Genomic DNA, 19,350 nt, shown 5'->3' on the forward strand with positions numbered 1-19,350 from the left:
CTATTCCAGTCTTTTCTATTCATTTAACGATAAAAGCCGAAAAAACATTTTTATATGTTTTTTCGGCTTTATATTCCGATTAAGAACTTTCTTTATTTCTGTTCTTTAATCTTAATCTGCGCATCTTTATAAAATGCTAATTTACTGTCATTATACTCTTTTGTATAATTGTTAAACTGCTCTTTCGACTTTTGTGCTTCTCCATTTAACTCATTAAAAGTTTTAACTTTCTCACCAATCTCTTTTAATTTCGTTTCTTTTACCTTTAATTGTTCGTACAATTCTTTTTCAGTCGCTAACGCCTTCGTGTAGTTTTCATTCATCTTTTGGAATGCATCGTAACGTTTTTTATACGACTCTTCAACTGCCTTTGCTTGCTTTTGCACTTTCTTATCTTCAAGTTTTTCTATATTACTTTGAACGGATTTCGTTTCCTTCTGCGCTTTTTCTAGCATTTCTTTTTCGTTTTTCAATACTTTTTCACGGTCAGCTACATTTGCAGTCGCTTGTTCTATCTTTTTCATAACTGCGTCATTATGATCTTTACCTTCTTGTAAAATTTGAGAATATAGTTCTTGACCTTGCTTCTCTAAACCCTCTAATTTTTTCGCTTCATCAACTAAAGACTTTTCTTGTGTCGCTGCTGTTTCAAAAGCTGTATATAAATTTTCTTCTGGCTTTTCACCGAAACAACCTGTTAATACCCCTACTGATAACGCTCCAACTAATGCTACTTTTCCATACTTCAACATTCATTCCTCCATTACATACGGTTATCATGCCAGAAGTTCACTGGGAAGTGACTTTCTTCATGATAAGCTTCAAACTCATAACCCTTTTCTTTTAACCCCTTTAAAATTGCTGGCACAGCAGCGACTGATTGCGGGTGAATATCATGCATTAAAATTACTTCTTGTGGTTTTGTTGCATTTGTTAATACGTTTTGAGCAATTTGCGCTGCAGCTGCATCAACTTGCATTTTATTATATTTCCAATCTAATGAATCAATTGTCCAATCCCAAACTTTAAAACCGCCTTCTACCACTTTATTTCGAAGGCCTTCATTTAATCCAGGCATCGAACCATATGGCGGACGTGTTAATTTAGGTGATTTTCCAATAATATTAGCAATTAAGCTTTGGTCTTCTTTCATCTCATTTACATATTCACCATTTTTATATAACTTTGCAAAATTATGTGTCATACTATGCATACCTACATAATGTCCCTCTGCATTTTCACGTTTCACTAAATCCGGAAACTCTTTTACATTCGCTCCAATTAAAAAGAATGTCGCCTTCGCATCATGCTGTTTTAACGTATTTAATAATTCAGCCGTATATTTTCCTGGTCCATCATCAAATGTAAGATAAGCAACTTTTCTTTCTTTTCCATTAAAACGACTTGGTGCCGTTTTATTCAATTCAACTTTTGATTGTTCACTTGCAAGCTGTACTACATTTTCTTGTTTTGCAACAGCCTTTGCTGGTGAAGTAATTGATTGAAACATAAAATACCCAATAGCTACTGCTGCAACCGCTATTAAAACGACTACTACTCGTTTCATATTAAAAGCTTTTTCCATTCTATCGAATTCCTCTCCCTATTAATCTTATATATAAATCACCCAATGTAATTATACATCTATTTATTTTATTGCACGATATAAAGTGAAACTTTAATCAGTGGGGGGATTCATCCCCCACTGATTATTAACCTTCACCAATCGAGTGTTTACGGGCAGTTAATTTCCCACCTACCTTCTTTGCTCTAGCCGAATTTTGAGGCGGGAATCTCACTACCCACAAATAGCGTGATAAATAGACTGCATATGTATTATAATGGGAGTTTTATCAAAATTGTTGTTCCTATTCCTTCTTTACTCACAATACTAAGTGTACCTCTATGAAGCTCCACCATTTTTTTTACGATAGCTAAGCCAAGGCCTGCACCTGCAGCATGATTATTAATCTGGTAAAAAGACTGCTCTATATATGGTAAATGCTCTTTAGCAATTCCAATCCCTTCATCTTTCACCTTTATCACTGCTTGTCCTTCATTTTTAGTCGCTTCAATGTATACAGTACCATTTTCATGTGAATATTTAATTGCATTTTGAATAATATTCAAGAAAATTTGCTTTAGCCTATTTCGGTCTCCCAACAATTCAATTCGTTCTATAGTATTAATGAATTGAATTTGTTTCTTTTCAGCGTTAGGAGTTAATTGCCAAATCGTCTCCTCTAGTATATCGTACAATTGCACCTTTTGTTTATATAAATTAAAATGATTTGATTGTAATCTTGAAAAATCTAACAATTCTTCTACTAAATGAATCAATCGGTCTGTCTCACCGGAAATAATCCCCATACCTTGCTTGATTTCTTCTTCTGTTAAATGTTCTACTGTTTTAAGCGTCTCACTCCAACCTTTAATTCCTGTTAAAGGTGTTCGTATTTCATGAGAAATAGAAGCGATAAATTCATTTTTCATCTGTTCCGCTTTTTCTATTTTATCAGACATATAGTTTAAACTATGTGCTAATTCACCTAATTCACCAGGATAATCTTCTTTAATTTTATTTTTCAACGTTCCTTCTGCGATTTGTGAAGAAGCTTGAATGATAGATTCAATTGGCTCAACAAAAGAATTTGCCAAGCGTCTACTAATTGAGAAGACAATACATGAAATAACAATACCAACGGCAATAGTAAACATAATAATTTCAATAATCTTTGCATTCACATGTGTTAATACTGTCGTATATTTTAAAACACCGATTGTTTGTCCTTGATGTATAAGTGGGCTTAGCACTTCTAGTTGTTTTTCATTATCTTTCGTAGTAGTAACTTGATTATACATTTCACCTTCCAATAAAGATTGTGGGATATTCACTTTACCTTCTACTTTTTCACCACTTGAAGATTGTATAACCGAACCATGACGATCAATTAACTGTAATTCCGTTCCATCTAATTGAAAACTACTAATTATGTCACCACTATATTCTTGCAAACGAATAAAATATAATGAATTGTATTCTGAGAAAAATCGAGTACTCGTCTTCGCATGAGATTCTATATATTGCACAATACCATTATAATAATATCGATAAATTGAGACCGAAAATACTACCTCAAACAATACAAGCATAAGTGTAATGACCGTCATAAAATATAAAGTCACTTTCCGTTTCATCTTATACTTTCCTTCCACACATATCCTTTTCCCCACACTGTAAGGATAAATTCGGGTTCTGATGGATTACATTCTATCTTTTGGCGTAACCGTCTCATATTTACATCTACGACTTTCGTCTCGCCTACGTAATTCGTTCCCCAAATCATATTTAAAATTTCATCACGTGAAACCGGCTTTGAGGATTGATTCATTAAGTATTGTAAAATCATATACTCTGTAGGTGTTAAATCAACCAATTGTCCATCTCTATATAATCTTTCTTCTATAATATTTAACGAAAACGGACCAGACGTAATTGTATTCGTTTTTTCTTTATGCACTTCTATTCTTCTTAATAGAGATTGTATACGTGCAGTTAACTCTACTGGACTAAACGGTTTTGTAATATAATCATCTGCACCAATTCCTAGTCCTTGCACCACATCTCCATCTTGTACACGTGCGGTTAACATAATAATGCCCATTTTTTTATTTTCTTCCCGAATAGTTTTACAAACTTGAAAACCATCAATTCCTGGTAACATGACATCAAGTAACGCTACATCAACAGTGTGATCACATAAAATCTGTAACGCTTCTTCTCCAGTACTAGCTTCTAATACATAAAATCCAGCACGCTTTAAATTTAAGACAATAAAACTACGGATTGGCATTTCATCTTCTAAAACTAAAATTGTTGACATAATTTCCACCTCCCTACTCTTGTTGATAATCCGCTAGCGGTTTTATATATGCTTTCACTTTTTTAAACTTTGATCGCTTCGGCACTGCATATACGTGAGAAGCCGTTTTCACCGCTGCCTCGAATCCTTTTATTTTGAACCATTCTTTCCGCTTAAAAATTTGGACTTCAAGCCATATTGCATTTGTATTTACGTCCAAAAACTTTTGAGAATTTGATTCCTTCTGCTGATCTGGGATAGTAATTTTCCCAATCAACTCTTCAGGGATTTTCACAAAATACCCTTTTTCTATATCGATATATCTTTCTTCTATAGGTTTCGTTCCATCTTCACTCCACTGTATGTAACGTTCAAAGAGCGGACTATCTCCATGTGATTTATCTTCCCAACCTTTTGGTCGTACAGTACGAACAAATTCAATAATACCATCTTCATTTACATCTTTACTTTCCACCACATATTCATTGAATAAATCTTCTTTCCCATCTATAGGTAGTACCTCATAATGATCCTTATCAAATTTTGCTACATAAGTTATACCTGAATGAGCCCCAATTCCTGCATCAATTACAATCGCCTTTAATGTTTTAGAAATATTGCCCATTTGTATTCTTTGAATACTATTTATAAATGGATCAAATGTAACTTCTGATATTGTCTTAAACTGCTCAATAAGCTCAACTGTCAACTTCTCATCTTTTTCATAAGTAACAAGGCTTATATCATTAAGACCATTTCTATTTAGATCCTCTATAAATAACTTCGTGTAACGCCGATTATAAATCTCCTTCATATCATCATTTTCTTCTGAAAAAGCATACATAACATGTTCTAACGATTCACGATTTACAGAGATTCCAATTAATAATTCTCGCTTCCCATTCCCTGTAAAATCACCGACTTCAACGATATCTATATCCTCACCATCAAATTTATGCGTGGACTTTATTTTCCACTTATAGCCGATTTCCTCATATACAGCTAAATATACGCTACGATCTTCATTCGGCAATTTATAAAATACGATGGCTTCTTTTTTATTATCTTGTTTAAAATCCATTGACCAAATCATTTGTTTATCTTTATTAGACTTTGGAGTAAGCAACCGATAATTAACAGGCAAATCTTTATCTATTTGCTCTTTTAGTTCATTAATCCACTTTTCATTTGCAGGAGCTCCCATTAAACTGGTTGGAGCTTCAGACATTTTACATCCAGTCAATATAAAGACGATTCCCATAATGCTTATCCATTTTTGCATATGTTATCTTTCCTTATAACAGTATTTATCTTTACTTTTTGCTTATCCAATAATCTCATACATATGAGTATAATTTTTCTAGAATAAAAAATCGTTACAGAAAAGTTACAAATCCATTTCCATAAAAAAAGATTGGCAAAGGCCAATCTTTTTTACTTTTCATTTAGAACTGATTTTGGCGTTACACCTAGATGTTGATTCAGTTTATTTGAAATATCTTTCACATTTTTTTCATTTGGAATGTAATAATAAATACCACCAATACGTTTATCAGTACCTTCAATTTGCATCTTTTCCATTTGTAGATCCGATCCTGCCATGTTTTTCGTAATAGCAAGCATATCATCAAATGTTAAGTTTGTTTTCATGTTTTTATCAACTGCATCAAGTAGAGAGCCCATTTTGCTAATTGATTGAACAGACATTGCTTTTTTCGCAATTGCTTCTATTACAAGTTGTTGTCTCTGTCCGCGCATTGCATCACTATCAATTTTACGTGTTCTTGCAAGTGCAAGTGCCTGTTCTCCATTTAAATGTTGGAAACCTTTTTCTAAATGAATCATACCTGCTTGGTCTTTACTATCTTGCTCTGTGAACGTAACAGGTACATCAATATCAATACCACCTAGTGAATCTACAATTTGAACAAATGACTCAAAGTTAAACTTCACATAGTAATCAACTGGAACATTTAAAAATCTTTCCACAGTATCTCGTGTACTTTCAACACCACCAAATACATGTGCATGCGTAATTTTATCTAATTTTTTTCTAGATGGAATATAAACACGTGAATCACGCGGAATACTAACTAATTTAACAGATTTATCATCTTTATTAATTGTTGCTAATAAAAGTGCATCTGTTCGAACCGCTTCACCATATTGACTTTTCCGCATTTCACTACCGTCTACACCCATAATTAAAATTGAGATATTATCCTTTAAAGGTTCCACTTCTTTATCACGTTTTGATGATTTATCAATTTGTGCATATGCATCACTTACAACCGCTTTTGCTTTATTATATATTAACGACCCATATCCTACTCCACCAAAAACAAGTAAGAACAATGGAATTATTATAAACCACTTTATTGACTTTCTTTTAGAACGCTTTTTATTACTTCTCGTATTTTGTTCTAATTCAGAGCTCATACCCATTCGCCTCTCTTTCTCTTTCCCTAGTATAATGTATGTCTAGTAATCTTCATATTGAATTTCCTTTCAATTACCTTACAAATTTGTAAGGTTACATTGTGGATTCAATATGTATTCCATTTCACATTATACTCTCGTACTTATTTTTGGCAAGTCACTATTTACTAACTTCAAAAATTTAGCATTTCGTAACATTCGAAATTACAGATTTATCAACCTTTTCATTTCAAATAATCTGACTTTCAACTGAAAGAACGAACAAAATAGTGAGTCAAGTTATTTATTAACTCTCTATTCATACAGTTATATTTCACATTATTGTTTCGCCAACGGCGTATACATGATTTTCTTCCCATTATTATAAATTAAAGCAGTCTTTGCTTTTAATTTCGTTTTTTCTATTTCCACATCTTCATTTGAGAAATTCACAATAATTTTAATATCATTTCCATATGAAGTAGATTGTACTAGCTTATCTTCTGACAAGTATGCAAAGTTTGTCATTTCTTCTTTTACTGCCTTTTTATGAACTTCATTCCAAACTTTCAGATGCTCTGTAATTTCTTTTTTATGCTGATTCCACTCTACTTCATCTAAATGGTACAAAGGAGGAACATTATACAATAACTCATATAGCATACGGTTTCCTGCCTCATCTTTTACTTTCAAACTTCCCCATTCCCAGTGGTGCGTTGTAATAACGGAATCGTTGTATACTAATTTATATAAAGGAACCGAATATACTGGACTTAAATATACTTGTTTATATTCTTCTTTCAACGGTACTTGTTTTGCATATTTTTCTGGAACATTTTGATTTGGTGAATAATATCCACCGACATAATACGGGCTTGTTTTGTTTTTCCGCATATCTTCATCGTCCCATTTAATAACTGGAGTTTCAATTCCATGAGCAAATGCAATCGTACTACTTGCAAAATCATTTCCGCCCTCAGAGCCAACTACCATACCTTTTTCTTGGGCGATATAATCCATTCGTTGTAATCTCGCTTTTAAATCTTGTTCTTGTGTCGTTACATGTTTTGATGAATAGTCATCATAAATTTCACCCGTTGCATCACAATCAATAAACCAGGAATTATATTTAGGGCCATTTTGTAATATATCGTTTATCCGTTCTTTTACACTAGGAAGTGATAATGTTGGATTTAGTTTTCGCCCTCTACCTAAAAACCCTTGCACCTTTTCTCCATTTCTCTTCGTTACAGTTGCCTCTTCATATAACGATGGATCATTAAAGGAAGCTGTGTTCCAATTTTTATCACCTTTCTCATGAATAGAATGATAAGAATCATACGGACCAACTAAATATCCCATTTTCTTAGCTTCTGTAACAAAATTAGGTTGCATAAATCCTTGTTCCCAGTTCGGTAGACCAATCCAAGCTTTGTCTATCCCTGCTTCTTTCATTTCTTTTGTTATATCCGTTCCATCTGCGTTTCCCCATTTACTTATATCTTCAACTGAATCACCAAGTACTGACTTTAATAAATGCTTATTTAAGCTATACAGTTCTGCTTTCGATAAGTGATCTACACTTTTGTTTAATAACTCACTAGCCTCCTGATCAACTTTCGAGAAAATATCCTCTTTATATAAATCCTTCATTGATAATACTTCGTTTACATAACGCAAAATAACATTTTTTTGATACTTATCAATGAAGTCTTGTTTACTTACTTGCTCAAATACATTCAATTCCCCAGGCTCTGAACTATTTTTTTGAATAAGCTCTTTTATATGACTAAACACTGGGCTATTTATTTGCTCTCTTAACTTCGGCCAATTTACATTACTTGCTGATAAACCATTTTGATTCCAAAAATAAAAATGAGCCGCTCCATAAAGTTTTTCAATTTCTTTATTTCTTCTTGCCTTTTCTTGTAATGTTTTAAATTCACCTTTTTCCATAATGTTATCCTTATACAGCTTAGCAATACTTACTGCATCAGTATTTGTGACATATAATTGAAAACCATATGTTTTATTTTTACTTATACTCGGGAATTCATGTATAAAATCAAACCCTATTTTCGGATCCGAATGAAATTTCACTTCATTATTAAATATATTATTCGCAATATATACAATGGAATATTTCGAACCATTTAATGCAAAAAACTTCATAGAAAATGATTCAGCAAATGAATATGCATCATCCTTTAAAAACTTCTTCCAATTCTCATCATTACTTGGAATTTGTTTACCTTCCCATAACGGAAGTGTATAATTTTCAGCCTGTACTTTCGGCCATGTAAAGCTTTCTGCACCAATCGATTCTACTTCAATATTTAAGTGGTCTTTTTTCTTTTCTAAGTTTACTTTTACTTTTTGATCTGGATATTCCCACGACGTACGATCCTTATCTTTTTTTACATTCGACACCTTCATTTTCGGCAGAGCTTGCGATGCCTGTTCCTTTACACCATCATGTTCTACAGTTAACGTGAAAGTCTCTGGATTTACATCGTAAGTAAAATCTTTATACGTCGCTTTCTTTATTTTAGACTCTTGTACAGCATTATTACCTTTTACATCACACCCGACTAAAGTCGAAAATGACATAGTTGTAAGAAGACATATCGCTATCATTTTTTTCATCTCCTGCACCTCCATCCCTGAATATACAGGGGCTTTGTTACAGGAATATGGCAAAAAATAATAGAGCTAGCATAACGCTAACTCTATTATGAGTATAAAAAATTCTCAAATAACTATAATTTATTTTTTAATATGTAATACAGAGGGACTTTAATCCTTGTTTTTTATTCTCACAAATAATGTGATTAAACAAATTAAAGTTTCACTAGGCTTTCCTTACCTGAAAAAGTAAGTGTATATAATATATCCTAAAACTAGCACTAAAATTAATATCCCTGTACCTTTCCAATTCATGCCCCCTGTCATATCAACAGGGCTACCTGATTCCGCTCTATTGAGCCCATCATTCAAAGATCCGGTAGGGTTATTTTTTAGCTCGCTTTGTCTTATACGTTCTCTTTTTTCTTCTGATGACTCTTTTGAACTCATATAATCACCTCCAAAATTAATACGCTCTTTACTGAATTATACAATACTCATTTTCATTTTATATGCTGATTTAAAGTATATGTACAACAAAAAAAGCTAGCGATGCTAGCTCTTTTTATAATCCAATATGTTCTTCCTTATTTACAGTAATCCCTTTATGATCGATTTCAAGCTCACATACTTTCATAGCGGTAAATACTTTCGCTAATTGCTCAGCGATTTCTTGACGTTTCTCATACGGCGTTAATATAAAAATAGATGGTCCCGCACCGCTAAGTGCTGTGCCGTACGCACCGAATTCTTTTGCGCATTTACGAATAGATGGTAATAACGGTACGAGTTCTAAACGATATGGCTCGTGAAAATGATCTCTTTCCATCATTTCACCTACAACTTCCCACCGCTTTTGGCATAATGCTGCTACTAATACGTTGCTTATCGCACTAGCTTTAACTGCTTCATGAAACGGAAACATTTCTGGTAATACAGATCGACTTTCATCTGTATTTAGCTCTTCATTTGGAATAAGAGAAATTACGCCTAATTCCTTACTTTCAATCCTTACAACTGAAACATTCTTTCCATCAAGTGCTCCGATTACAGTTCCACCTAATATAGAAGCTGCAACATTATCTGGATGCCCTTCAAAATTTGTAGCAATTTGAACCTTTTGATCAGTCGTTAAGTTCAAATTAGCAAGTTGATTCGCAAGCTCTATTCCTGCTACAATCGCTGAGGCACTACTTCCTAGTCCTCTTGTTAGCGGAATATTACTAGTAACTTCTATTATATGGGGTGATAAAGAAGGACATACTTTACATGCCGTGCTAACGATTAAATTTTTATCATCTGTCGGAATTGAATCTTCAAAGGAATGTATTACCTGCCATTTATCAGCTGTTCCCTTTACAACAACCTCTAAATATAATGACAAAGCTATTCCTACTGAATCAAATCCAGGTCCAACATTTGCTGTACTAGCAGGAATACGAACGCTTAGTGGTATCACGACATGATCACCCCTTTAATATGATCTTTAATTTGTTCTATATCATTTGACACACTTGCAATGTCTAATTTATTAGAAGAAATAGCGATATCAGGATCTTTCAAACCATTTCCAGTTAATACCACAACTACTGTTTCTCCTTTTTTGATTTTTCCAGATTGAACATGTTTCATTACGCCAGCTAATGAAGCATTTGATCCTGGCTCAGCGAAAACCCCTTCCGTTTTTGCTAACAATCTATATGCATGTAATATTTCCTCATCTGATACCATATCTATCTCGCCTCGAGACTGCTCAGCAGCCTCTACTGCATATGACCAACTCGCTGGGTTACCGATACGTATAGCTGTTGCAATTGTTTCAGGTTCTTCAATTACATGTCCTTTTACAATTGCAGCTGCTCCTTCCGCTTCAAAGCCGTGAATTCTTGGCTTTTTGTAGCCTTTTTCTTTCTCATATTCACAGAACCCTTTCCAGTATGCTGTAATATTCCCTGCATTCCCAACAGGAATAGCGAGAACATCTGGCGCTTTTTGCAACTGGTCACAAATTTCAAACGCTGCTGTTTTTTGCCCTTCAATTCGATAAGGGTTCACTGAGTTTACTAATGTAATTGGCTCTTCCGCAGCAATGTTTCTTACAGCCTTAAGTGCATCATCAAAATTTCCTTCTATTGAAATGATTTCAGCTCCATAAGCGACTGCTTGCGCTAATTTTCCATGCGCAATCTTTCCTTCCGGGATTACGATAATACATTTCATTCCGAGGCGTGCCGCATATGCTGCAGCCGCTGCCGATGTATTACCTGTTGATGCACAAATGATTGCCTCAGAACCTTCTTCTTTCGCTTTAGCAACCGCCATTACCATACCACGATCTTTAAAAGAACCTGTTGGATTCGCTCCTTCATACTTACCATATAAGTGAATCCCTAATTGTTTTGATATATTTAATAATGGAATTAGAGGTGTATTCCCTTCCATTAAACTGACATCAGGTGTGTTTTCATTTACTGGTAAATAAGCAGCATACTGTTTTAATAGTCCTTTATACATATTGTTTTTCCTCCTCAATAATGTAATAACTGTTTATTTCACTTGCGACAGCTTCTATTGCTCCTAAAACTTTTTCGAATTGATATTTTGAAGTTTGATGTGTCACAACAACGACTTCTGCAAGCTCACGATTCAAAGGTAATTGAATCACTTCTTTTAAACTTACAGAATAATTAACGAAACATTCTGTTACTTTTTGCAACATCCCTGGCTCATCTTGTAATGAAATACGTAAGAAGTATTTCGAAACAACTTCTTCATCTCCTTGTAATTCATACGGCACTGGTTCTTTTAACGCACTTTTATTTTTCGGAACTTGATTCATATTTTTAACAATCGAAATAATATCACTTACTACAGCAGAGCCAGTCGGTAACTTCCCAGCTCCAGGTCCGTAAAACATCACTTCCCCTACTGCTTGACCGTGAACATACACTGCATTAAATTCATTATTTACATTTGATAACGGATGACGGCTTGGTAAAAGAGTCGGTTCTACACTTAAATGAATAGCTGATCCTTGTTTCTCCGCTTTACCAATTAGTTTCATAGTAAATCCTAACTTTTCAGCCATTTGTAAATCTTCTTTTTCAACCTTTCGAATCCCTCTCACTTGCACATCATCTAATGAAACATTCATCGAAAACCCTAAATTCGCAAGGATCGCTACCTTTCTCGCCGCATCTAGTCCATCTACATCTGCTGTCGGATCTGATTCTGCGAATCCTAATTTTTGTGCTTCCTGTAAAGCCTCTTCATACGACCATCCATTTTGACTCATCTTTGTTAACATGTAATTTGTTGTTCCATTTACAATTCCCATTATTTTTTCAATTTGATCTGAAGCTAATCCGTCTGTTAATCCTCTTAACACTGGAATACCACCCGCTACACTTGCCTCATAACATAGATCACAATCATTTACGTTCGCTAATTGAAGAAGTTCCGCACCGTATACAGCCATTAAATCTTTATTTGCTGTTACGACATGCTTCTTATTTCGTAAAGCCTTAACAATATGCTGTTTTGCTTCTTCAATTCCGCCCATTACCTCTACTACAATATCAATATTTGAATCATTTAGAACTTCATCTGCATGACTTGTTACTGCAATTCCATTAATACAAACATCGCGTTCTTTTTCCAAATCACGTACAACGACTGTTTTTACTTTCACTTCGTATCCTGTATCAATTGCGATTTTTTTATAATGTTCTTTCAAAATGTGGACAACACCACTTCCGACTGTACCTAATCCTAACACCCCAACATTAATAACGTTATGCATCTTCTAATCTCCTCCTACAATTTTATTTTTTATCTCTATCAATCACCTTGTTCTGCTTTTTAATCATGCAGGTGGTGGTTATTTCCGTACGTACGAATCGTTTCATGTTACAGCACCTCCTTTCAAAGTAATAAAGTGAAACTTTAATCAGTGGAGATTTTGTCCATTCCTCACTGATTATTAGTTGAACCAATCGGGCTTTTACGGACAGTTGATCTCCCATCTAACTCCCTCGCATCTGCCAAATTTTGAGATGGGAGTCTTACTGACCGTTAATGCGGGATAAAAAAACACACTCATCCCTAGGAAAGGGACGAATGTGTTTTCGTGGTTCCACCCTTGTTCCAATCTAGACGTATCTCCTCCTAGATTGCTCAAGTTCAGATAACGGCTGATACCGTCAATAATTACTAGATTACTCTTTCACTATTGAAGTTCAAAGGTGGTAAAATCATTTCTCGTGTTAGGAAGCTCACACCCTTGGCTTCCCTCTCTGTAAACCGTAAAAATGATTTCGTGTCCTTATCGTTACTTTTTCGTTCATGTTTATTTGTTAACTCATTATACTCGCATAAAAAACAAAATCAATACCATTTTTTAATTATTTCAAATTTTCAATCTCTAAGGCCATAAAAAAACACACTCATCCCTAGGAAAGGGACGAATGTGTTTTCGTGGTTCCACCCTTGTTCCAATCTAGACGTATCTCCTCCTAGATTGCTCAAGTTCAGATAACGGCTGATACCGTCAATAATTACTAGATTACTCTTTCACTATTGAAGTTCAAAGGTGGTAAAATCATTTCTCGTGTTAGGAAGCTCACACCCTTGACTTCCCTCTCTGTAAACCGTAAAAATGATTTCGTGTCCTTGTCATTACTTTTTCGTTCATGTCTATTTGTTAACTTATTATAGTTATCAAATTTTTAAAAAGCAAGCCTATTTTTATTAACTATTTTCAAGATCATTTTTTATTATATTTCACAATAATATTTTATGCCGGCCAATCTATTTACCTATTTCGCAATTTCCCAACTTGTAAATTAATGTTTCACATAAAAGTATTCCATTCTAAAACGAGTAGATCTCTTCCTTTTAAAACTATACTAATAAAGGATTTTTAATACAATCTTTTCGTATAACTTTCTTCTAAAGAACGTGCAACATCTTCTTCTGAAGTATTCACTTTCGCATGCTCCAACAACATTTTTGCTGCTGAAGGTAACCCTTTTTTATTTAACCAAGATTCTGGATCCCACATCTTAGAACGAATAAAAGCTTTTGCACAATGAATGTAGCATTCTTCTATTTCAACAACAATTCCAAGTAACGGATTACGTCCATTCACCTGCATCTCTTTCAAAATTTCTTCATCGTTTGTAATATATGCTTTACCGTTTATTCGGAGTGTTTCCCCAAGACCAGGAATAAAAAAGATTAACCCTACGTGCGGATTTGAAATAATATTTAAAATGGCGTCTATACGACGATTGCCCGGTCTTTCCGGAATGATAATTTTATTTTTATTCAATACATATACAAATCCAGGTGCATCCCCTCTTGGCGAAGCATCACACTCTCCTAATTTATTTGCAGTAGATAATACTAGAAAAGGAGATTTAGACAGAAAATCTACACAATGATGATCAAGTGATGAAATAACTTTTTTCAAAGCTCGCTCACTTGGTTGCCCCAATATTTGTCGTAATGCTTCCTCTGTTGAAATAATCGATTTTATTTCCTTACTTTCTATCCCCATTTATAACCACTCCTTTTTTTCTTTATTTTCCCAAAATTCAATACGATTATTGTATAATAAAATTTGCAGAAAGGGGAATTAAAATGACAGAGTGGTTAACGATATTTGATTCTGAAAAAAATACACTTGGAAAGAAATTACGTGATGAAGTGCATCGTGACGGTGATTGGCACGAAACATTCCATTGCTGGTTTGTAGAAAAAGATGATGAAGATATGTTCTTATATTTCCAATTACGCTCTAAAAATAAAAAAGAAACTCCGGGTATATGGGATATTACTTCAGCTGGACATATTATGCATGATGAAGACGTACAAATTGGCGGCCTTCGTGAAATTGAAGAAGAATTGGGGCTTTCCTTTCAAACGACTGATTTAGCATACAAAGGAATCTATAAAATAGATTATGAAATTTCAAATCTTACTGATCGTGAGTTTTGTCATATGTATTTTCACAACGTAATAAAGCCTCTTCCATTTGCACCAGGTGATGAAGTAGACGATGTGATGAAAGTACATGCAACTGCTTTTCTACAACTATTAAAAAGAGAGATTTCATCTTTTTCGGCTATTTCTGTTTTAAACAATAAACCAATTACAATAACATTTGAAGATATTTATCCGTATGATCTTACATACTATGAATTTGTTGTTGAAAAAGGAAAAGAATTACTAAAAAATAATGATTAATAAATAGAATAGGACTCCCTACCCATATTGGCCGGGAGTCCTATTTTTCATTATTGCTCAAGTGTCTTCAAACTTTTCTCTACTCGTATGAATAAGCGAATGATTAGTACTAACATAAAGATCATTATCGCTAACGTTGTATGGGGATAGCTAAACAGTATACTAATAACACTTCCTATCAACATCATAATGAACCCATTTTGTTTCATCACTTCTGCACTATACCTGTTACCTGCATCCCATAACTTCTTATTTTTCATAGACCGTTTCGTCCGATAACCATACGCTGCGTTAATATCTGTCGGTGGATTCTTTTGAAGAATACGTGCAGCAAATATAAATATAATACCGATCAACATGCTTATTCCTATGTTTACTAGTGCATACATCAATTATATCCACCCCCTAATTTACACCTTCATTATACTATACAATTATCAATATTCCAATTATTAACATTTTCATTTTCTCTCTTTAGATGTCTGGAACATACTTGGAAGTGTTACAAAGCGTGCTCCTTTCGTTTTCAACTGTGGAATGATTTTGTCTAGCGCATCTACAGATCCTTGCAAATGTCCACCTGGAGTTGAATGCTGAAGTATGACACTACCTGGAAATGAATTCCCTAACACATTATTTGTAATTGTATCAGCACTTACCCCTTTCCAATCAACTGTATCGACACTCCACTGTACAATCATAAAATTTTGCTCTGTTGCCCACTTCAATTGATTTTCAAGTATTTCACCGTAAGGCGGACGTATAAACTTCGGTGCATAACCAGCTAACCGATTTAATATTTCTTCCGTTTTTATAATTTGATTATGGTACTCAGCCTCATTTACTTTCGCTAAATTTGGATGACTATACGTATGATTACCAATTACATGCCCTTCATTTGCAATACGCTTTACTACGTTCGGAAACTTTTCTGCATTTTCACCGAGCAAGAAAAAAGTAGCTTTCACATTATGTTGTTTTAACTTATCTAAAATTTTTGGCGTAAATACTAAATCTGGTCCATCATCAAATGTAAGAGCTACTTCCGCTTTATTGTATGGTCCTGAAAATGCATACGCATATTTTTCGACCCATGAAAATGGTGTCCATGATCCACGATCCTCTTCTTTCATTTGGGCTTCATAATTTTGAGGAACATGTAATGCGTATGGTAGCGCATTTACATAGTCTCCATAATAAAATGAATGATATGGCATATAAGCGTACGAAATATTACGTTTAAGTCCTAAAGGAAATGGAACGAACATTTCTGGTGAATAAAAATAATACATGATAAAAACCTCCCTAAAATTTCATATGTGATTCATCTGTACTTTGTTAGAGAAATTCTGATTCCTGAACAAAAATAAGACTGTCCGTAATTAGGACAGTCTTACTGATTTATATACTTAATAAATTACTTTACTATCTTTCGGTAATTTTCTTACATGCTTTAAATAACTCGTCACTTTGTTATCATCATCTTGCGGATATTGATATTCATAAGTGTTAGCAATTTCGTTCGCAACTTTCCTAAATAAATCACCCATTATGAAAAATGAATCCCAAATATTTTCATACTCTGCATTTGAAAATGTCCTTTTAAACTGCTCCCAGACATCTTTTTCAACATATTGTTCGAAATACTTCCCAAACTTCCCAGCATTAGCTGTAAACTTTGTTTTCATACCAATATGCCACTCTAGCATTACAACCAACATATCTCGCATTGGGCCTTCAAGCATTCCTTTCGCATAAGAAAGCTCCTCGCGCCATAACCCTTTTCCTACATTTGTACTACACCACCAAAATTCATTACAGCAATCTAAAAACTCTTTTTCTGTAGGCTTTTTTACTAAGTAATCTTTATCGCTTGCTGGTCGGAATTCTTCCAGACAATTATCTTTATCAAGAAGCAGTTTACTTAAACTATCTTGTCCAACGAATGTATGTATTAATTCAGCTGGAACTAACGTTAAATCAATCCGATTCCCATCAATAAACTGCATTAAATATGGAAACTTACCGTCTTCATCTGCTGGAAGTAACGACATTTCTTCCGGCATTTGGACAATCATTATTTCTCCAAATCTATGAATCCAATTATGATTAGACGTAAACGATTGCATATCTTTTACAACATACATAATATCATAGTCTTGAAAACAATCTCTTTTCACATTTGGATTTACACGTGATCCATTCATGATGACTGCTCGGATTCTTTCATCCTCTTTTGCTGTATTTATAATTAAGTCTAACATTTCTTTTTCAGTTCTCATCTACTTACAAACCTCCAATTTTTTAATATAAAATATAGTGTTATGTATATAGGAGGCCCACGAGTTAACTGTAATGTACACGCTACACGTTATAATTTTTCAAACATCTTTTTCATTCTATTTATCCCCTTACATCATTTTTTTACGACTGCCATTACAAATCCATCATATCCTTTACTTCCGACAGTTTGAAGCGCTGTAGCACTTACACGCGGCTCTGCAGCTATCAATTCATAGAAACGACGTATCCCTTGTAATCACTGCTAGTATTGTCAATAACTTCTCCTTCACGTACTACGTTATTCCCAATAATTATGGTACCAGGGCGTGATAGTTTCAGTGCCCATTCAAAAATAAGTCGGATTATTTTGTTTATCCCCACTGATTATTAGTTGAACCAATCGGGCGTTTACGGGCAGTTGATCTCCCACCTAACTTCTTTGCTCCAGTCTACCTTTGAGGTGAGAGTCTTACTGCCCGTTAATGCGGAATAAAATCAAATGGTTCATACTTCTCATTTTCTATTTGCTGTAAAGAATGTAGTGCTAATCCTGTTCGTATTTCAATTTTATCATTCAAATTGGCACGTTCAATATTGCTACGTGCAATTTCGGCATGCTTTTCACTTGCTTCTAATGTAACAATGCGCCCTCCAGATGGCAATGCTCTTGCAAGACATATCGTGCTATATCCACCTAAAGTACCAATCTCTAAAATGTTACGAGCCCCTTGAATTTGTACTAATAGTTGTAAAAAATCCCCTTGCGTTGGCGATACATCATGTGTTGGCAAATTTGCTGCAGCATTCGCTTGAAGGACTTCTTCTAATGTAGAATCTTTTGGTATTAATACATCACTCATATATTGATCAACAGCCGACCATTTCTCAATCGTACTCATGTATATACCATCCCCTTAAAGTTTTTTTATGCTTTTCTACCATTCACACTTGATTATACCGAAAATTCCGTTTTATATACAAAAAATAAAGAAGGAACACCCACTCCATTACAGAATAGATGTCCCTTCTTTGTTAATACATGTAGCCCTTACGGATTAGTAGACCAAAGTCCTGCTGATTTAATAAATGTACGTTTATTTAATTTCAGCTGTGCTACGATAAACTCTGCAATATCTTCTGCTTGCATTACTTTATCAGGATTTCCATCAGTTAACCCTAAATCTACAGCCATATCAGTTGCTACTGTACTTGGAGTTAAAGCCGTTACACGAATGTTATGTTTACGAACTTCCATCGCTAACGATTCTGTTAAGCCAAGAACACCAAATTTAGAAGCACTATATGCACTTGTTACAGGCGCGCCTTTTTGTCCTGCTGTAGATGAAATATTAATAATATCACCAGATTGTTGTTCAATCATGCTTGGTAAAGCGGCACGAGTTGCATAGTATACACCCATTAAGTTTACTTGAATGATTTTTTCCCAATCAGCAACGTCTAATTCTAAAAACTTACCAAATTTAGAAATACCAGCGTTATTAATTAAAATATCGATAGACCCTAAACCGTTTTTTAACGTTTCAATTGCAGTCGTTACCTCTTCATACGAAGATACATCAGCAGTCGCAATAACAGCTTTTACGCCTTCTGCTTCCACTTCTTTCGCTACAGATTTTAAGTTTTCTTCTGAACGAGCTAAAAGACCTACATTTACGCCTTCTTTCGCTAATGCGATCGCTACAGCACGACCAATACCTCTACCTGCTCCTGTAATTAAAGCATTTTTACCTTGTAATAATTCTGCCAAGTATAACACTCCCTAATCTTCTCTGTTGTTTATCATATTAAAAGTGTATCTATGTTTATGTAAAAAGGCAATGATGCACTTTCATGTGCGTAGGTTACTTGTAAGTAACTATAGTAGCTATATATACCTTTTTAAAGAAAAATA

General features: G+C 34.3%; 17 protein-coding genes, 2 pseudogenes and 2 other annotated features. Of the genes and pseudogenes, 1 reads left to right on the plus strand and 18 read right to left on the minus strand.

Going from position 1 to position 19,350, the window contains the following annotated elements; genetic code table 11:
- Window positions 1–92: 92 nt before the first annotated feature.
- The 12 genes from JDS92_RS04285 to JDS92_RS04340 form a co-directional block, all read right to left on the minus strand.
- Window positions 93–749 carry a YkyA family protein gene (locus JDS92_RS04285; RefSeq protein WP_033658408.1) on the minus strand — a complete coding sequence of 219 codons (657 nt, stop codon included), beginning with the start codon at window positions 747–749 and terminating at the stop codon, window positions 93–95.
- A gap of 14 nt (window positions 750–763) precedes the next feature.
- Window positions 764–1,585 carry a peptidoglycan-N-acetylglucosamine deacetylase gene (locus JDS92_RS04290; protein ID WP_000409398.1) on the minus strand — a complete coding sequence of 274 codons (822 nt, stop codon included), beginning with the start codon at window positions 1,583–1,585 and terminating at the stop codon, window positions 764–766.
- Between the two features lie 251 nt (window positions 1,586–1,836).
- Window positions 1,837–3,198 carry a HAMP domain-containing sensor histidine kinase gene (locus tag JDS92_RS04295; RefSeq protein WP_000824522.1) on the minus strand — a complete coding sequence of 454 codons (1,362 nt, stop codon included), beginning with the start codon at window positions 3,196–3,198 and terminating at the stop codon, window positions 1,837–1,839.
- Window positions 3,195–3,884 (minus strand): response regulator transcription factor, encoded by a 690-nt coding sequence (locus tag JDS92_RS04300; RefSeq protein ID WP_000104235.1) that lies wholly within the window; start codon window positions 3,882–3,884, stop codon window positions 3,195–3,197. The genes JDS92_RS04295 and JDS92_RS04300 overlap by 4 nt, the downstream gene beginning before the upstream one ends.
- Before the next feature lie 13 nt (window positions 3,885–3,897).
- Entirely contained in the window at window positions 3,898–5,145 is a 1,248-nt protein-coding gene (locus JDS92_RS04305) for a hypothetical protein (RefSeq protein WP_199631542.1), read from the minus strand.
- 152 nt (window positions 5,146–5,297) lie between these two features.
- Complete coding sequence (locus JDS92_RS04310; RefSeq protein WP_002093782.1) at window positions 5,298–6,302, minus strand: LCP family protein; 1,005 nt, start codon at window positions 6,300–6,302, stop codon at window positions 5,298–5,300.
- A gap of 318 nt (window positions 6,303–6,620) precedes the next feature.
- Window positions 6,621–8,927, minus strand: coding sequence for a glycoside hydrolase (locus JDS92_RS04315; protein ID WP_199631543.1), 2,307 nt, complete (start codon window positions 8,925–8,927; stop codon window positions 6,621–6,623).
- Between the two features lie 216 nt (window positions 8,928–9,143).
- Window positions 9,144–9,356, minus strand: coding sequence for a DUF6366 family protein (locus JDS92_RS04320; protein ID WP_000095428.1), 213 nt, complete (start codon window positions 9,354–9,356; stop codon window positions 9,144–9,146).
- A gap of 115 nt (window positions 9,357–9,471) precedes the next feature.
- The gene (gene thrB / locus JDS92_RS04325) at window positions 9,472–10,365 is read right to left on the minus strand and encodes a homoserine kinase (protein ID WP_000612680.1); all 894 of its coding nucleotides are present in this window, start codon (window positions 10,363–10,365) and stop codon (window positions 9,472–9,474) included.
- Window positions 10,362–11,420: a threonine synthase gene (gene thrC, locus JDS92_RS04330; protein WP_070173038.1), complete on the minus strand. Its 1,059-nt coding sequence runs from the start codon at window positions 11,418–11,420 to the stop codon at window positions 10,362–10,364. The genes thrB and thrC overlap by 4 nt, the downstream gene beginning before the upstream one ends.
- Window positions 11,413–12,708, minus strand: a complete 1,296-nt coding sequence (locus JDS92_RS04335; RefSeq protein WP_085449901.1) for a homoserine dehydrogenase — start codon at window positions 12,706–12,708, stop codon at window positions 11,413–11,415. The genes thrC and JDS92_RS04335 overlap by 8 nt, the downstream gene beginning before the upstream one ends.
- Before the next feature lie 306 nt (window positions 12,709–13,014).
- Window positions 13,015–13,246, minus strand: a binding site (T-box leader).
- Between the two features lie 115 nt (window positions 13,247–13,361).
- Window positions 13,362–13,593, minus strand: a binding site (T-box leader).
- Window positions 13,594–13,827: 234 nt separating this feature from the next.
- Window positions 13,828–14,466: a pyridoxamine 5'-phosphate oxidase family protein gene (locus JDS92_RS04340; protein WP_199631544.1), complete on the minus strand. Its 639-nt coding sequence runs from the start codon at window positions 14,464–14,466 to the stop codon at window positions 13,828–13,830.
- 83 nt (window positions 14,467–14,549) lie between these two features.
- Between JDS92_RS04340 and JDS92_RS04345 the strand changes: the two genes are divergently transcribed.
- A complete protein-coding gene (locus tag JDS92_RS04345; RefSeq protein WP_199631545.1) occupies window positions 14,550–15,155 on the plus strand; it encodes an NUDIX hydrolase in 606 nt (201 codons plus the stop codon).
- Window positions 15,156–15,205: 50 nt separating this feature from the next.
- Here JDS92_RS04345 and JDS92_RS04350 read toward each other — a convergent pair whose 3' ends face one another.
- The 6 genes and pseudogenes from JDS92_RS04350 to JDS92_RS04370 form a co-directional block, all read right to left on the minus strand.
- Window positions 15,206–15,544, minus strand: a complete 339-nt coding sequence (locus JDS92_RS04350) for an SdpI family protein (protein WP_199631582.1) — start codon at window positions 15,542–15,544, stop codon at window positions 15,206–15,208.
- Between the two features lie 72 nt (window positions 15,545–15,616).
- On the minus strand, window positions 15,617–16,447 hold the full coding sequence (locus JDS92_RS04355) for a peptidoglycan-N-acetylglucosamine deacetylase (RefSeq protein WP_199631546.1): 831 nt from the start codon (window positions 16,445–16,447) through the stop codon (window positions 15,617–15,619).
- Between the two features lie 117 nt (window positions 16,448–16,564).
- A complete protein-coding gene (locus JDS92_RS04360) occupies window positions 16,565–17,437 on the minus strand; it encodes an aminoglycoside 6-adenylyltransferase (protein ID WP_199631547.1) in 873 nt (290 codons plus the stop codon).
- A 134-nt stretch (window positions 17,438–17,571) separates the two neighbouring features.
- Window positions 17,572–17,814, minus strand: a pseudogene (locus JDS92_RS31345) (O-methyltransferase); the annotation flags it as partial.
- Between the two features lie 110 nt (window positions 17,815–17,924).
- Window positions 17,925–18,337: pseudogene (locus JDS92_RS31350) on the minus strand (O-methyltransferase); the annotation flags it as partial.
- Window positions 18,338–18,486: 149 nt separating this feature from the next.
- Entirely contained in the window at window positions 18,487–19,206 is a 720-nt protein-coding gene (locus tag JDS92_RS04370; RefSeq protein WP_199631548.1) for a 3-ketoacyl-ACP reductase, read from the minus strand.
- Window positions 19,207–19,350 lie beyond the last annotated feature (144 nt).

The organism is Bacillus cereus group sp. N12, from assembly GCF_016483575.1.
GTDB classification, from domain to species: Bacteria; Bacillota; Bacilli; order Bacillales; family Bacillaceae_G; genus Bacillus_A; species Bacillus_A toyonensis.